This window comes from Curtobacterium flaccumfaciens UCD-AKU (assembly GCF_000349565.1).
Lineage (GTDB): Bacteria > Actinomycetota > Actinomycetes > Actinomycetales > Microbacteriaceae > Curtobacterium > Curtobacterium poinsettiae.
Map to the genome: position 1 here is coordinate 113,960 of NZ_KB714620.1, position 15,678 is coordinate 129,637.

Annotated in this window: 13 protein-coding genes; 6 read left to right on the forward strand and 7 right to left on the reverse strand. The window is 69.0% G+C overall.

All coding sequences use genetic code 11. From position 1 onward, the window contains the following. Positions 1–30 precede the first annotated feature (30 nt). The 6 genes from pgl to tkt all read right to left on the reverse strand — a co-directional run bounded on the left by pgl (position 31) and on the right by tkt (position 8,346). Positions 31–801: a 6-phosphogluconolactonase gene (gene pgl / locus H489_RS28855; RefSeq protein WP_017887258.1), complete on the reverse strand. Its 771-nt coding sequence runs from the start codon at positions 799–801 to the stop codon at positions 31–33. Between the two features lie 100 nt (positions 802–901). After that, a complete protein-coding gene (locus H489_RS28860) occupies positions 902–1,846 on the reverse strand; it encodes a glucose-6-phosphate dehydrogenase assembly protein OpcA (RefSeq protein ID WP_017887259.1) in 945 nt (314 codons plus the stop codon). Then, on the reverse strand, positions 1,843–3,381 hold the full coding sequence (gene zwf, locus H489_RS28865) for a glucose-6-phosphate dehydrogenase (protein WP_017887260.1): 1,539 nt from the start codon (positions 3,379–3,381) through the stop codon (positions 1,843–1,845). The genes H489_RS28860 and zwf overlap by 4 nt, the downstream gene beginning before the upstream one ends. A gap of 22 nt (positions 3,382–3,403) precedes the next feature. Continuing rightward, entirely contained in the window at positions 3,404–5,002 is a 1,599-nt protein-coding gene (locus H489_RS28870; protein ID WP_017887261.1) for a hypothetical protein, read from the reverse strand. After that, positions 5,002–6,114 (reverse strand): transaldolase, encoded by a 1,113-nt coding sequence (gene tal, locus H489_RS28875; protein ID WP_017887262.1) that lies wholly within the window; start codon positions 6,112–6,114, stop codon positions 5,002–5,004. Before tal ends, H489_RS28870 begins: the two co-directional genes overlap by 1 nt. Before the next feature lie 138 nt (positions 6,115–6,252). After that, positions 6,253–8,346, reverse strand: coding sequence for a transketolase (gene tkt, locus H489_RS28880; protein WP_017887263.1), 2,094 nt, complete (start codon positions 8,344–8,346; stop codon positions 6,253–6,255). 424 nt (positions 8,347–8,770) lie between these two features. On the opposite strand from tkt, the gene H489_RS28885 reads away from it, so the two are divergent. Then, positions 8,771–9,697 carry a heme o synthase gene (locus H489_RS28885; RefSeq protein WP_017887264.1) on the forward strand — a complete coding sequence of 309 codons (927 nt, stop codon included), beginning with the start codon at positions 8,771–8,773 and terminating at the stop codon, positions 9,695–9,697. Positions 9,698–10,185: 488 nt separating this feature from the next. On the opposite strand, the gene H489_RS28890 is transcribed toward H489_RS28885, so the two are convergent. After that, positions 10,186–11,160, reverse strand: coding sequence for a COX15/CtaA family protein (locus H489_RS28890; RefSeq protein WP_017887265.1), 975 nt, complete (start codon positions 11,158–11,160; stop codon positions 10,186–10,188). 251 nt (positions 11,161–11,411) lie between these two features. Here H489_RS28890 and sufB point away from each other — a divergent pair, with 251 nt between their 5' ends. From sufB to H489_RS28915, 5 genes are read left to right on the forward strand one after another with little or no spacing between them, the layout of a single operon-like run. Continuing rightward, positions 11,412–12,830: a Fe-S cluster assembly protein SufB gene (gene sufB, locus H489_RS28895; RefSeq protein ID WP_017887266.1), complete on the forward strand. Its 1,419-nt coding sequence runs from the start codon at positions 11,412–11,414 to the stop codon at positions 12,828–12,830. Next, on the forward strand, positions 12,831–14,156 hold the full coding sequence (gene sufD, locus H489_RS28900; RefSeq protein WP_017887267.1) for a Fe-S cluster assembly protein SufD: 1,326 nt from the start codon (positions 12,831–12,833) through the stop codon (positions 14,154–14,156). Then, entirely contained in the window at positions 14,156–14,482 is a 327-nt protein-coding gene (locus tag H489_RS28905; RefSeq protein ID WP_017887268.1) for a non-heme iron oxygenase ferredoxin subunit, read from the forward strand. The genes sufD and H489_RS28905 overlap by 1 nt, the downstream gene beginning before the upstream one ends. 57 nt (positions 14,483–14,539) lie before the next feature. Continuing rightward, a complete protein-coding gene (gene sufC, locus H489_RS28910; protein ID WP_017887269.1) occupies positions 14,540–15,316 on the forward strand; it encodes a Fe-S cluster assembly ATPase SufC in 777 nt (258 codons plus the stop codon). Beyond that, positions 15,316–15,645 (forward strand): metal-sulfur cluster assembly factor, encoded by a 330-nt coding sequence (locus H489_RS28915; protein ID WP_017887270.1) that lies wholly within the window; start codon positions 15,316–15,318, stop codon positions 15,643–15,645. The genes sufC and H489_RS28915 overlap by 1 nt, the downstream gene beginning before the upstream one ends. The last annotated feature ends 33 nt before the right edge of the window (positions 15,646–15,678 follow it).

The following is a 15,678-nucleotide window of genomic DNA, read 5'->3' on the forward strand; positions in this document are numbered from 1 at the left end:
CCGGGCCTCCTGTCCGTCAGGAACGCGCGTCTAGTACGTCGACGCGATCAGGTTCTCGGGGACGTCGCGGGCGGCGTCCTGGTCGACGAAGAAGACGGTGCGCTTGCGGCCCTGCACGCCTCCGACGGGGACGTCGTCGACCGACGCGCCGGCGAGGGCGAGCCCCAGCACCGACGCCTTCTCGGCGCCGGACAGGATGACCCAGACGCGCTGCGAGGCGTTGATCACCGGGTAGGTGACGGTCAAGCGCTGCGGCGGCGGCTTGGGGGAGTCGTCCACCGACACGACAGCGCGGTCGGTGACGGTGAGCTGCGGGAACTCCGGGAAGAGCGACGCGGTGTGTCCGTCCGGGCCGACACCCAGCAGGGTGATGTCGAAACGCGGAGCAACGGCACCCTCGGGCGCGGCGTCCTGCAGCTCACGCTCGTACTGGCTCGCAGCGGCCTCGATGTCGAGCCCGCCGTCCGAGGCCGGCATCGGGTGGATGTTCGACGCGGGGATGTCCACGTGGTCGAAGAAGTCGGTCTGCGTGCCGGTGGTGTTGCGGTCGGCGTCGTCCGACGGGACCCAGCGCTCGTCGACCCACCAGACGTGCACCTTCGACCAGTCGACGCTCTCGCGCGCCGGCGACTGGCCGATCGCGGCGAGGACGAGGGACGACACCGAGCCACCGCTGATCGCGATGTCGGCACGCTCCTGCTCGTCGAGCACGTCGATGATCTTGGTGATGAAGCGTGCGGCGACCGAAGCGCCGAGGGCCTGCTTGTCGGGGTGCACGAGCACCCGCCGTTCGTTGGTCACGTGACTCCCGTGTTCGTGGCGGCCGACCGGTCGTCCGACCGCCTTCGGTCCGGTCGGGCCGCCTGCACCAGACAGACGGCCCGACCGTGTGGGGTGTGGATCAGCGGGCGATGGTCTCGCGCAGCTGGGGCACCCCGTGCTTGACGACGTCTCCGAAGAGGACGTCCGGGTCGAGTCTACGGAGTTCCTCGGCCAGGCAGTCACGCAGGTTGCGGCGTGGCAGCGACAGGTCGTGCGTCGGCTGCCCGGGCATCGAGAGCGTGGCGACGTCCACCAGGGAACGCTCGAGCTCGATGGTCCCGGACTCGCGGACGAGCTTCACGCCGTGGATACCGCTCGACCCCGTCGCACGGGGCGACGTGACGACGGACACCGGCACCTGGAGCTGCAGCTGCAGCCAGGCGGCGAGCAGGATCGTCGACGGGCTGTCGGACGCTCCGGAGACCTCGACCGCGGCGATCGGCTCGTACGGCGGCTGGTCGAGCGCCGCGGCGAGCTGGTTCCGCCACAGGGTGAGACGGGTCCAGGCGAAGTCGGTGTCACCCGGCACGTAGGACGCGCCGAGGGCCTCGATCGCACCGTTCGGGTCCTTCTGCGCGGCAGCGTCGGTGATCCGGCGCTGCGCGATGCGGCCCAGGGCCGACGCCGCGGGCTGCTCCGGAGCCGTCTGCGGCCACCAGGCCACGACGGGTGCGTCCGGCAGCAGGAGCCCGGTGACCAGGCTCTCCTCGTCGGTCGCGGTCTCGCCGTACGCACGGAGGACGATGACCTCGCTCGCACCCGCGTCGCTGCCGACACGGATCTGCGCGTCGAGGCGCCCGGGGGACTTCGTGTCACCGCTGTTCTTCGAGACGATGATCACGCGCATCGGGTGCTCGCGGGACGCTTCGTTCGCCGCCTCGATCGCCTCTTCCTCGTGGCCGAGGGCCGTCGAGATGATGAGGGTCAGCACCCGGCCGAGGGCGACGGCGCCGCCCTCTTCGCGGATGCGGACGAGCTTCTTCTGGATCTTCGACACCGTGGTGTCGGGCATGTCGATCTTCACGGACGCCTCCAGGTCCGACCGTCGCGGGCGAGCAGGGCATCGGCGGATGCCGGACCCCACGTGCCGGGACGGTACTGCTCGGGCTGGCCCTGCGTGGCCCAGAACTCCTCGATGGGGTCGAGGATCTTCCAGGACAGCTCGACCTCCTGGTGCCGCGGGAACAGCGGCGGGTCACCGAGGAGCACGTCGAGGATGAGTCGCTCGTACGCCTCGGGGGATGCTTCGGTGAACGCGTGGCCGTAGCCGAAGTCCATCGTCACGTCGCGCACCTGGGTGCCGACGCCCGGGACCTTCGATCCGAAGCGGAGCGTGACGCCCTCGTCCGGCTGGACGCGGATCACCAGGGCGTTCTGCCCGAGCGGGGACTGCGAATTGCCGTAGACGTCCTCGGGGACGCGCTTGAACACGATCGCGATCTCGGTCACACGACGGCCGAGACGCTTGCCGGCGCGCAGGTAGAACGGGACGCCCTGCCAACGACGCGTGGCGATGTCGAGCTTGATCGCCGCGTAGGTCTCGGTGCCGGACTCGGGGTCCATGCCGCCTTCCTCGAGGAAGCCGAGCACCTTCTCGCCGCCCTGCCACCCACCGGCGTACTGCCCGCGGGCGGTTGCGGTGGAGAGGTCCTCGGGCAGACGCACGGCGGAGAGCACCTTCTCCTTCTCGGCGCGCAGGTCCGCGGCCTTGAACGAGACGGGCTCCTCCATCGCGGTGAGCGCGAGGAGCTGCAGCAGGTGGTTCTGGATGACGTCGCGCGCCGCGCCGATGCCGTCGTAGTACGCGGCTCGTCCGGCGACGCCGATGTCCTCGGCCATCGTGATCTGCACGTGGTCGACGTAGTTCGAGTTCCAGATGGGTTCGTACATCTGGTTCGCGAACCGGAGCGTCAGGAGGTTCTGGACGGTCTCCTTGCCGAGGTAGTGGTCGATGCGGAACACGTCGTCGGGAGCGAAGACGCTCTCGACGATCGCGTTGAGCTCGCGCGCGGTGCGGAGGTCGGAGCCGAACGGCTTCTCGACGACCACGCGGCTCCAGGAGCCCTCGCGCTTCTCGGTCAGCCCGGACAGCTTGAGCTGCTCGGTGACGACCGGGAACATCTTGGGTGGGATGGACAGGTAGAACGCGTGGTTGCCCAGCGTCCCGCGCTCGGCGTCGAGGTCGTCGACGGTGCGCTTGAGCTCGCGGAACGCCTCGGGGTCGTCGAACGAGCCCTGCACGAAGCGGATGCCCTGTTCGAGCTGACGCCAGACGTCCTCGTCGAACGGGGTGCGGGAGTGCTCCTTGACGGCGTCGTGCACGAGCTGGGAGAAGTCTTGGTCCTCCCAGTCGCGACGAGCGAACCCGACGAGCGCGAACCCCGGGGGCAGGAGCCCTCGGTTGGCCAGGTCGTAGACCGCGGGCATCAGCTTCTTGCGTGACAGGTCGCCCGTCACACCGAAGATGATGAGCGTGCTCGGTCCCGCGATCCGGTTCAGTCGACGATCCGTCGGCAGCCGGAGCGGGTTGTGCTCCGGGGTGATTGCCACCGGTGACATGAGTCGGTGAACTCCTTACGAGTCAGGGGGAGACGGCGGCCGCGATCGCCGCGGTGGCGGCGAGGACGTCCGACGTGGTGAGGGTGAGGACCGGTCGGCCGTGTTCGGCGAGGACACTCGCGTCACCGGCCGCCTGGGCCTGGAGGAGCTGCCCGAACGTGAACGGCCGACCCGGGATCGCCAGGTCCTCGGCTTCGTCGGCCACGATCTGCAGGAACACTCCCGTTGCGGGGCCGCCCTTGTGGTACTGGCCGGTCGAGTGCAGGAACCGCGGGCCGTACCCGAAGGTGACGGGGCGTTCCGTGCGCGCCGCGATCGCGTCGCGCAGCGACTCGAGGCCGCTGTTCGCGGTGCGGTCGACGTACGCCTGCACCGACACGTAGCCGGTCGGGTCGAGTGCGGACACCAGGCCCGACACGGCTTCCGAGAGCGTCGCACCGATGGCGAGTCCGGGCGTCGCGCGGACGGCGATGCCGTCCTCGGAGAACGCCGGCTCAGCCGCGGCGGGGCGGTCATCGAGCAGTGCGCGCGTCGCGACCTTGGCGGCCTCGACGTCGGGCTGGTCGAACGGGTTGATGCCGAGCAGGCGACCGGCGACCGCGACGGCGTACTCCCAGACGAGGATCTGGCCACCGAGCGTGCCGGTGATCTCGACCTCGCCCTCGGCCACGTGACGCTCGTCCTCGCGCGAACCGACCAGGCGGATGACCTGGACGTCGGGCAGGCCGGCGGTGACCTCGGGGGAGTCCGCGTGCAGCACGACGGGCAGCAGGCCGCGGCCGTCCTTGCCGGTCGACTCCGCGATCAGCTGTTCGACCCAGTCGCCGAAACCGACGATGTGCGTGCCGTCGGGCACGATGGCGATCTTGTCGCGCAGCGGCTCGGTGCCGGCGAGGACCGCACCGAGCACGAGCCCGGGGTTCTCGTCCAGGTCGACCGAGAGCAGCGCGGAGATGGCGTCGGCTTCGTCGAGGAGCTCGGCGATGTCCGCTCCGGCGAGACCGGACGGCACGAGGCCGAAGGCGGTGAGCGCGGAGTAGCGGCCGCCGACGGTGGGGTCGGCAGTGAAGACGCGGTACCCGGCGTCGGTCGCGGCTGCCTCGAGCGCGGAGCCCGGGTCGGTGACGACGACGATGCGGCCGGCCGGGTCGATGCCGGCGTCGCGGAACGCCTGCTCGTAGACCCGGCGCTGCGAATCGGTCTCGAGCGTCGAACCGGACTTCGACGAGACGACGAGCACGGTGCGCTCGAGGTCGGTCGTCACGGCGGCGTGGACCTGCGCGGGATCGGTCGAGTCGAGGACCGTGAGGGGGACACCGGCCGTGCGCGTGATGACCTCGGGTGCGAGCGACGAGCCGCCCATGCCGGCGAGGACGACGTGGTCGACCCCTTCGGCACGGAGCGACTCGCGCAGCGCGGTCACCTCGGCGACGAGCGGGCGGGAGACCGAGACGGCCTCCACCCAACCGAGGCGCTTCGACGCCTCGGCCTCGGCGGTGGCTCCCCACAGATCGGCGTCCTGGGCGGTGATGCCCGAGGCCACCAGGTCAGCGACGAGCCGCGGGACCACCTGTTCGATGGCCCGCGCGGCGTCGCCGCTGGCTGCGATGGAAACCGTCACTACTTGGCGCCCTCGAGCGCTGCCTTGACGGTGTCGACGAGCTCGCCCCAGGAGACGTTGAACTTGTCCACGCCCTCCTTCTCGAGCAGCGCGACGACCTCGTCGTAGTCGACACCCTGCGCGGCGAGCTGGTCGAGGACCTGCTGCGCCTGGTCGAAGGTGCCGGCGATGGCGTCGCCGTGGATCTCACCGTGGTCGAACGTGGCGTCGAGCGTCTTGCCCGGCATCGTGTTGACGGTGTTCGGGGCGGCGAGCTCGGTCACGTAGAGCGTGTCGGGGAGCGACGGGTCCTTGACACCGGTCGAGGCCCAGAGCGGACGCTGCGTGTTGGCACCGGACTCGAGCAGGCCCAGGGCGCGCTCGGAGGCGAACGCCTCGGTCCAGACCTGGTAGGCGAGCTGCGCGTTGGCGATGCCGGCCTTCGACTTCAGGGCCTTGGCCTCGTCGGTGCCGACGGCGTCCAGGCGCTTGTCGATCTCGGAGTCGACGCGCGACACGAAGAACGACGCGACCGAGTGGATCTTGGAGAGGTCGTGGCCGGCGGCCTTGGCCTTCTCGAGCCCACCGAGGTAGGCGTCGATGACGGCGCGGTAGCGCTCGAGCGAGAAGATCAGCGTGACGTTGACGGAGATGCCCGCGCCGATGACCTCGGTGATCGCCTCGAGACCCTCGAGCGTCGCCGGGATCTTGATGAGGACGTTCTCCTTGCCGACCTTCTCGAACAGGAACTTGGCCTGCTCGATGGTCTTGGCGGTGTCGTGCGCCAGACCCGGCTCGACCTCGATCGAGACGCGGCCGTCGAAGCCCTTGGTCTCGTCGTAGATCGGCTTGAAGACGTCGGATGCGTTCGCGACGTCCTGCGTGGTGATCGCGAAGATCGCGTCGGTCACGTCGGTGCCCGCAGCGGCGAGCTCCTTGACCTGCGCGTCGTAGCGCTCGCCCTTGGCGAGGGCCGACGCGAAGATCGTCGGGTTCGTCGTCACACCGACGACGTTCTTCTGCTCGATGAGCTCGGTGAGCTTGCCGGTCTCGAGGAGCTCGCGGGAGAGGTCGTCGAGCCAGATGCTCACGCCGACCGCGGAGAGGGCGGCGGTGGGGGTGTTCTCAGCCATGTGTTTCTCTTCTTCTTTCATCGACGGGTCCGTGAGGACCGTGAGTCGGGGTTTCGGGGACGGGAGGCCCGTGGCGGAACCGAGCCGGGCCTCCCGGAAGAAGGGCCGGATCCGGAAACCGGACCCGGCCCTTGCAGGTCAGGAAGCTGCGATCGATTCCTTCGCGGCGGCCACGACGTGCTCCGTCGTGAAGCCGAACTCCTTGAAGAGCGTCTGGTAGTCGGCCGAGGCACCGAAGTGCTCGATCGAGACGCTGCGGCCCTTGTCGCCGACGATGTCGCGCCAGCTCATGGCGATGCCGGCCTCGACCGACACGCGAGCGGTGACGTCCTTCGGGAGCACCTGGTCCTGGTAGTTCTCGGACTGGGCGCGGAACCACTCGATCGACGGGGCGCTCACGACGCGGGCGTTGATGCCCTCGGCCTTGAGCTGCTCGCGAGCCTCGACCGCGATCTGGACCTCGGAACCGGTCGCGATGAGGATGACGTCCGGGGTGCCGTTGGGCGCCTCGGCCAGGACGTAGGCGCCCTTGGCGACGTTCTTCGCCGAAGCGAAGACCTCGCCCGAGGCGTCGCCTTCGCCACGCTCGAACACCGGCAGGTTCTGACGGCTCAGCGCGATGCCGGCCGGGCGGTCGGTGTGCTTGAGCATCTCGAGCCACGCGTACGCGACCTCGTTGGCGTCGGCCGGACGGACGACGTCGAGACCCGGGATCGCACGGAGCGACGAGACCTGCTCGATCGGCTGGTGCGTCGGGCCGTCCTCGCCGAGGGCGACGGAGTCGTGGGTCCAGACGTAGATCGCCGGCGCCTGCATGAGCGCGGCGAGACGGACCGCCGGACGCATGTAGTCGCTGAAGATGAGGAACGTGCCGCCGAAGGGGCGGGTGTTCCCGTGCAGGACGATGCCGTTGAGGATCGAGCCCATGGCGTGCTCGCGGATGCCGAAGTGCAGCACGCGGCCGTACGGGTCGGTGCTCCACGTCGAGGTCGAGGCCTCGGCCGGACCGAAGGACTTGGCACCCTCGATCGTGGTGAGGTTCGACTCGGCGAGGTCGGCCGAACCGCCCCAGAACTCGGGCATCAGCGGCGCGATGGCGTTGATGACCTTGCCGGAAGCGGCACGGGTCGAGACGGCCTTGTCCGCCGGGAAGACCGGGAGCGCTGCTTCGAGGCCCTCCGGGAGCTCCTTCGACTGGACGCGGTCGAACAGTGCCTTCTTGTCGGCGTTGGCTGCGGCCCACGCGTCGAAGGACTTCTGCCACTCGGCGTGCTCGGCCTGGCCCTTGGCGACGGCGCCGCGGGTGTACTCGAGGACCTCGGGAGCGACCTCGAAGGTCTTGTCGGTGTCGAAACCGAGGATCTCCTTGAGGCCCTTGATCTCGTCGGCGCCGAGCGCTGAACCGTGGATCTTGCCCGAGTTCTGCTTGGTCGGCGACGGCCAGCCGATGATCGTCTTGAGGACGATGAGCGACGGCTTGTCGGTGACCTGCTTGGCGGCCTCGATCGCGGCGTGGAGCTCCTCGGCGTCCTCGGAGTACTCGCCGTTCTTCTTCCAGTCGACGATCTGGACGTGCCAGCCGAGCGCCTCGTAGCGCTCGGGGACGCTCTCGGAGAACGCGATGTCGGTGTTGTCCTCGATCGAGATCTGGTTCGAGTCGTAGAACGCGATGAGGTTGCCGAGCTGCTGGCGACCGGCGAGCGAGCCCGCTTCGTTGGTCACGCCCTCCTGCATGTCACCGTCGCCGGCGATCACGTAGGTGAAGTGGTCGAACGGCGACTGACCGGCCGGGGTCTCCGGGTCGAACAGGCCGCGCTCGAAGCGCTGGGCGTAGGCGAAGCCGACCGAGGACGCGAGGCCCTGGCCGAGCGGGCCCGTGGTGATCTCGACACCGTCGGTGTGGCCGTACTCCGGGTGACCCGGGGTCTTCGAGCCCCACTTGCGCAGGTGCTGCAGGTCCTCGAGCTCGAGCCCGTAGCCGTGCAGGTAGAACTGCACGTACTGGAGGATCGAGGCGTGACCGGCGGAGAGGATGAAGCGGTCGCGGCCGATCCAGGTGGCGTCGCTGGGGTCGCGACGCATCACCTTCTGGAAGAGCAGGTGGGCGAGCGGAGCAAGGCTCATCGCGGTGCCGGGGTGACCGTTGCCGGCGGCCTCGACCGAGTCGGCGGCGAGAACGCGGGCCGTGTCGACGGCCTTCCGGTCGATGGCGTCCCAGGTGAATTCAGCCACTTGGATGTTGACCCTTCTTGATGCGACATGTGCGAGGGCTCGTGCCATCGCACGGACATGTGGCCATCCCGGGGCCGAGTCGTGTCGCCGTCTAGCGGCGGCCGACCGGCTCATCGCGGCCGACGTCATCGGGGCGCGCACTGCGGGAGGGCGTGTCCAGCATAGTGACCCGGTACTCAGAAGGGGTTCAGGTGACCCCCGATGTTCACACCGGGGTGGCCGACGACGGTCGATCCGGGCGTGTCGAACGCGTCCGGATCACGCCGGGATGTCGGAGCGGGGCACCGTTGCGGCGCTTCCATCCCGTAAACTGATCGGGACCCGTGGACATTCCGGGTCAGCGCATGCCCGGACGCCGCCGCAGTCGTCCACCGAGTGTGCGAGCTGATGCGAACAGACTGAGGTTCCCTTGCCGACTGCCACCGTGACCCGGCCCGACACCGATCGACCCCGATCGCCGCTGTCCCGCAAGGTCCGTGCGTACGTCTCGTTGACGAAGCCGCGCGTGATGGAGCTGCTGCTCGTCACCACGGCCCCGACGATGTTCCTCGCCGAGCGCGGCGTCCCCGACCTGTGGCTCGTCTTCTGGACGATGCTCGGCGGAGCGATGTCGGCCGGTTCGGCGTCGGCCTTTAACTGCTACATCGACCGCGACATCGACCGGCTCATGAAGCGGACGAGCACCCGGCCGCTGGTCACCGGCGAACTCTCCGACCGTGAAGCCCTCGTGTTCTCGTGGATCCTCGGCGTCCTGTCGACGGCGGTGCTCGGCTTCCTGGTGAACTGGCTCGCGGCGGCGCTCAGCGTCATCGCGATCCTGATCTACGTGTTCGTCTACACGCTGTGGCTCAAACGCCGCACGCCGCAGAACATCGTCTGGGGTGGCTCGGCCGGCTGCATGCCCGTGCTCATCGGCTGGGCGGGTGTCACCGGATCGCTGACGTGGACCCCCGTCATCCTGTTCATGGTGATCTTCCTCTGGACGCCGCCGCACTACTGGCCGCTGTCGATGAAGTACCGGGACGACTACGACGCCGCCGACGTGCCGATGCTCGCCGTCGTCCGTGGTCGGACCGTCGTCGGCCTGCAGGTCGTCCTGTACGCCTGGGCGACGCTCGTCTGCTCGCTCCTGCTCATCCCCGTCGGGCACATGGGTCCGCTGTACACGGTGGTCGCGCTGGCCGGTGGCATCTGGTTCGTCGTCGAGTCGCACCGCCTGTACTCGCGGGCGATCCAGCACGTCGAGCACGTGCATCCGATGCGGGTCTTCCACAGCTCGATCACGTACCTGACGCTGCTCTTCATCGCGGTGGGCATCGACCCGCTGCTGCCGCAGGTCTTCACCTTCTAGGGCGGTCGCGCCGGCGCCGCCGCAGGCGCGTGCTCGGTCCGCAGGACGCCGTCGTGTCCGGTTGACGCCGTCGTATTGGCAAGACGCCGTCGTGTCCGGTTGACGCCGTCGTGTCCGCAGGACGCCGTCGTGTCCAGTTGACGCCGTCGTATTGGCAAGACGCCGTCGTGTCCGCAGGACGCCGCCACCCCGACGAGACGCCGCCGAATCCGGCGGCGTCTCGCGCGTTCGGCGGCGTCTCGGCAGGACACCGGCGTCCTGTGCTCGGCACGCGGCGGCCTGGAGGCGCGGTGCGGGCCCGCCACGGGCCTCCCGTCCGGCGCGCGGCGCGTCTGCCGCGGCGCGGACGCGACTGGCTGGGGACCACACGTAATGCGGACTCGGTCCGACGGCGCGTCCGGCCGACCACCACAAACGCGACACCCCACGAGTCGAACGACTCGTGGGGTGTCGGAGAACGGGTGTCGAGCGCGCGACGCGCCCGGGCGTCAGGCGACGATGGGCTCCCGGACGGCGTCGCGACCGGCCGATGCCCGCGTGGACAGCACCACGGCGGTGACGGCGCCCACGAGGAGCCCGGCGAGCACCATGTGCGTGCCGACGAGCCCGACGGGCAGACCGGTGCGTGCCTGCGTGAGGCCGACCGCGATCTGCAGGAACTCGACGACGAGCAGCAGCAACGGCCACTTGCTCGGCCGGCCCAGGCGGACGGCTCCGATGACGAGCACCAGGGTGAGCGCGAAGAGGGCGTACGCCGGCCAGGCGTGCACGTGCTCCATGACCGCGGGGTCGAACCCGGTGCGGTGCAGGCGTCCGCCGTCGACGGCTTCGTCAGCGCCGGCGTGCGGGCCGCTGCCGGTGGTCAGGATGCCGACGAGCACGGTCACGACGACGGCGGCGACGGTGCCGCGGACGACGCCGGTGTACCAGCCGGGGACGAGCCGCTCGGTCGTGCGGGGGCCGTGCACGGTGCGGTAGACCAGGGCAGCGGTCACCGAGGTGAGCGCGGCGGAGACGACGAAGTGCAGTCCGACCACGAAGGGGTTCAGGTTCGTCCACACGCTCATGCCGCCGATCACGGCCTGCACCGGGATCGCGACGCCCTGAGCGAACGCCAACCAGAACAGTTCCGGCCGCGTGCGGAGCATCCGGACGACCGCCAGGAACATCGCGACGGCCACGATCACGAGCACGAAGGTCAGCAGACGGTTGCCGAACTCGATGATGCCGTGGACGCCCATCTCCGGCGTGGAGACCAGCGAATCCGCCGTGCACTTGGGCCAGGTGGGGCATCCGAGGCCCGACGCGGTGAGGCGGACCAGGCCGCCTGTGCCGATCAGCACGACCTCGACCACGAAGGACGCCCAGGCCAGTGCGACGACGCGGCGGTCGACCGCACGGGGGAGCGACCACCACCGTCCGGTCCGGAGATCCTGCTCGACGGGGGATCCGACGCGTGTCACGAGGGTGGTGCCTTCCTGTTGTTCCGTGCAGTGAACCTGTAGGATTCGAGGGTTCAGCAGCAGTCAAGTCTAGGCAGGCGCCGGCTCCGAATGGGCCGAGATCGCCGATCACTCCACGGACTGCGTGGAACCATAGTCGTTGCGAGGGAGCAGCACCGGGTCCGCATGTCAGCGGTCCACGGTGGAATGGCGTCCAGACGCCACGGGTTGACACCTGTAACGCTGTCCCGCGAGAAGGAAACGAGGAGACCATGTCCGACGTGCTCATCGACCGTCCCGAGCTCGAAGGGCTCGGCCAATACGAGTTCGGCTGGTCCGACTCCGACTCGGCAGGGTCCTCCGCCCGTCGTGGGATCTCGGAAGAGGTCGTCACCGACATCTCGAACCTCAAGGACGAGCCCGAGTGGATGCTGAAGAACCGCCTCAAGGGGCTGTCGCTCTTCGGCCGCAAGCCGATGCCGACGTGGGGTGCCGACCTGACGGGCATCGACTTCGACAACATCAAGTACTTCGTGCGCTCCACCGAGAAGCAGGCGCAGTCGTGGGAAGACCTCCCCGAGGACATCCGTGCGACCTACGAGAAGCTCGGCATCCCCGAGGCCGAGCGCCAGCGCCTGGTCGCCGGCGTCGCCGCGCAGTACGAGTCCGAGGTCGTGTACCACCAGATCCGCGAGGACCTGGAGCAGCAGGGCGTCATCTTCATGGACACCGACACGGCGCTCCGTGAGCACCCGGAGCTGTTCGAGGAGTACTTCGGCACCGTGATCCCGGCCGGCGACAACAAGTTCGCCGCGCTGAACACGGCCGTCTGGTCCGGTGGGTCGTTCGTCTACGTCCCCAAGGGCGTCCACGTCGAGATCCCGCTGCAGGCCTACTTCCGGATCAACACCGAGAACATGGGTCAGTTCGAGCGGACGCTGATCATCGCGGACGAGGACTCGTACGTCCACTACATCGAGGGCTGCACCGCTCCGATCTACAAGTCCGACTCGCTGCACTCGGCCGTCGTCGAGATCATCGTGAAGAAGAACGCCCGCGTTCGCTACACGACGATCCAGAACTGGTCGAACAACGTCTACAACCTCGTCACGAAGCGTGCGATCGCGCACGAAGGCGCGACGATGGAGTGGATCGACGGCAACATCGGCTCCAAGGTCACGATGAAGTACCCGTCGATCTACCTCGCCGGGGAGCACGCCAAGGGCGAGACGCTCTCCGTGGCCTTCGCGGGCCCCGGCCAGCACCAGGACGCCGGCGCGAAGATGATCCACATGGCGCCGTACACGACGTCCTCGATCGTCTCCAAGTCGATCGCCCGTGGCGGCGGTCGTGCCGGGTACCGCGGCGAGGTCCGGGTCGACCCGGGCGCGCACCACGCGGCCAACACCGTGCGCTGTGACGCCCTGCTCGTCGACACGATCAGCCGGAGCGACACGTACCCGGCGATCGACATCCGTGTCGACGACGTGCAGCTGGGGCACGAGGCCACGGTCTCGCGTGTCAGCGAGGAGCAGCTCTTCTACCTCATGTCCCGCGGCATGGCCGAGGACGAGGCGATGGCGATGATCGTCCGTGGTTTCATCGAGCCGATCGCCCGCGAGCTCCCGATGGAGTACGCACTCGAACTCAACAAGCTCATCGAGATGAGCATGGAAGGATCCGTCGGCTAGATGTCCAGCACCACCCCTCCCCACATCGACCAGCCGATCGAGCCCGCTGCCGCAGCGCAGGGCGGCACCCAGCACGGCGCCGGAGCCCACTCCGACGGCGGCTGGGACGCCCCCGACAAGAAGGTGCCGGTCCAGACCCGCTCCGAGCGGTTCCAGTCCGGCGACGTCGAGGCGTTCCCGAAGGTCACCGGCCGAGAGGTCAACTGGAAGTTCGCGCCGCTGACCAAGCTCCAGCCGCTGCTGGACGGCCCGCTCGACGGATCCGCCTACCCGTACCTCGCCCGCCAGTCCGAGGGCGCCGACGTCGAGTGGGGTCGCAGCGACGACCCCCGCGTCGGCACCGCCGGCCTGCCCGAAGACCGCGCGGCGGCCGCGGCCTGGAGCGCCCGTGACGCGGTCCTGGCGATCACGATCAAGGCCACCGAAGCGCACGAGTTCATCACGGTGACCCGCTCCGACTTCGGGTCGCAGCCCCGCGCCGCGCACACGGTCATCACGGCCGAGCCGAACGCGCAGGGCATCGTCGTGCTCGACAACCGCGGCAGCGCCCTGCTGAGCGAGAACATCGAGATCGTCGCGCAGCAGAACGCACGACTGACCGTCGTCAGCCTGCAGGACTGGGACGACGACGCGGTGCACGTGTCGACGCACTTCGCCGAGGTCGGGCGCGATGCCTTCCTCAAGCACGTCGTGGTCTCGCTCGGCGGCGACGTCATCCGGGTCAACCCCTCGACGCACCTCGGTGCGCAGGGTGCCGACACCGAGATGTACGGCGTGTACTTCGCCGACGCCGGCCAGTACATCGAGCAGCAGGTCTACGTGAACCACGACGCGCCGAACACGCGCGGTCGGGTCAACTACAAGGGTGCGCTGCAGGGCCAGGGCGCGCACACCGTCTGGATCGGTGACGTCCTGATCGGTCGCGCCGGTGACGGGACCGACTCGTACGAGCAGAACCGCAACCTCGTGCTGACGGACGGCACCCGTGCCGACAGCATCCCGAACCTCGAGATCGAGACGGGCAACATCGAGGGTGCCGGTCACGCGAGTGCCACCGGTCGCTTCGACGACGAGCAGCTGTTCTACCTGCAGTCCCGCGGAGTCCCGGAAGAAGAAGCGCGGCGTCTCGTCGTGCTCGGCTTCCTGGTCGAGGTGATCCAGAAGATCGGTGCGCCCGAGCTCGAGGAACGCCTCATCGCCGCGGTCGAGCAGGAACTCGCCGAGGGCCGTTCGGTCATCGCGGCACCGGCCGAGTCCGGCGCCGAGCCGGCCGCCGCGCCGCAGGCACCCGCACCGCAGACCGCCGCTCCGCAGGCCAACGCCTGATGGCCGAGAAGGTCTGCGCCGAAGCCGACATCGCGGTGGACAGCCCGATGCGGGTGGTCGTCGGTGGCACGGCGGTCGCGATCGTGAAGGACTCGTCCGGCACGGTCCACGCCATCGGCGACACCTGCACGCACGGCGACATCTCGCTGGCCGAGGGCTTCGTCGAGGGTGACTCGCTGGAGTGCTGGGCCCACGGGTCCCGCTTCTCGCTGACCACCGGCAAGCCGCAGAACTTCCCGGCCTACGAGCCCGTCCCGGTCTTCCGGGTCGAGGTCCGCGACGGCGACGTCTACGTCGACGTCCAGGACGTCGTCCCGGTCGACTGAGCACCCCAACACTTCCCGCGGCTGACGCCGCACCACAGCTGCAACCGAAGGAACGCAATGTCCACTCTGGAAATCCGTGACCTCAAGGTCTCGATCGACACCGACCAGGGCACCAAGGAGATCCTGAAGGGTGTCGACCTCACCATCAACGAGGGCGAGATCCACGCGATCATGGGGCCGAACGGCTCCGGTAAGTCCACGCTGGCGTACACGATCGCCGGCCACCCCCGGTACAACGTCGTCGGTGGCACGATCACCCTCGACGGCGAGGACGTCCTCGCGATGAGCGTCGACGAGCGTGCCCGTGCCGGCATGTTCCTGGCGATGCAGTACCCGGTCGAGATCCCCGGCGTCACGGTGTCGAACTTCCTCCGCACCGCCAAGACGGCGATCGACGGTGAGGCCCCGGCCCTGCGCGGCTGGATCAAGGAACTCCGTCAGTCGATGGCCGACCTGAAGATGGACTCGTCGTTCGCCGAGCGCAACGTCAACGAGGGCTTCTCCGGTGGCGAGAAGAAGCGCCACGAGATCATGCAGCTCGAGCTCCTCAAGCCGAAGTTCGCCGTCCTCGACGAGACCGACTCCGGCCTCGACGTCGACGCGCTGAAGATCGTCTCCGAGGGCGTCAACCGTGCCAAGGCCGCGACCGGCCTCGGTGTGCTGCTCATCACGCACTACACGCGCATCCTCCGCTACATCAAGCCGGACTTCGTGCACGTGTTCGTCGCCGGCAAGATCGCGGAGCAGGGCGGCCCCGAGCTGGCCGACCGCCTCGAGAACGAGGGCTACGACCGCTACGTGCAGGCCGTCGCGGCCGCCGAGGCGCAGGCCTGATGATCGCCGCGCTCGCTCCCGACAAGTTCGACGAGGTCGTCGAGGGCCTGAAGGAGGTCCAGGACCCGGAGCTCGGCGTGAACATCGTCGACCTCGGCCTGATCTACGACCTCGCCTGGGACGACGACGCCAACGCCCTCGTCATCAGCATGACGCTCACCAGCGCCGGCTGCCCCCTGACCGACGTCATCGAGGGAGACACCGCGAACGCCCTGGACGGCATCGTGGACGCCTTCCGGATCAACTGGGTCTGGATGCCGCCGTGGGGTCCGGAACGGATCACCGACGACGGACGCGAGATGATGCGCGCCCTCGGGTTCGCGATCTAGGCGCGACCCACAATGGACGGGAGGCGCGGTGCC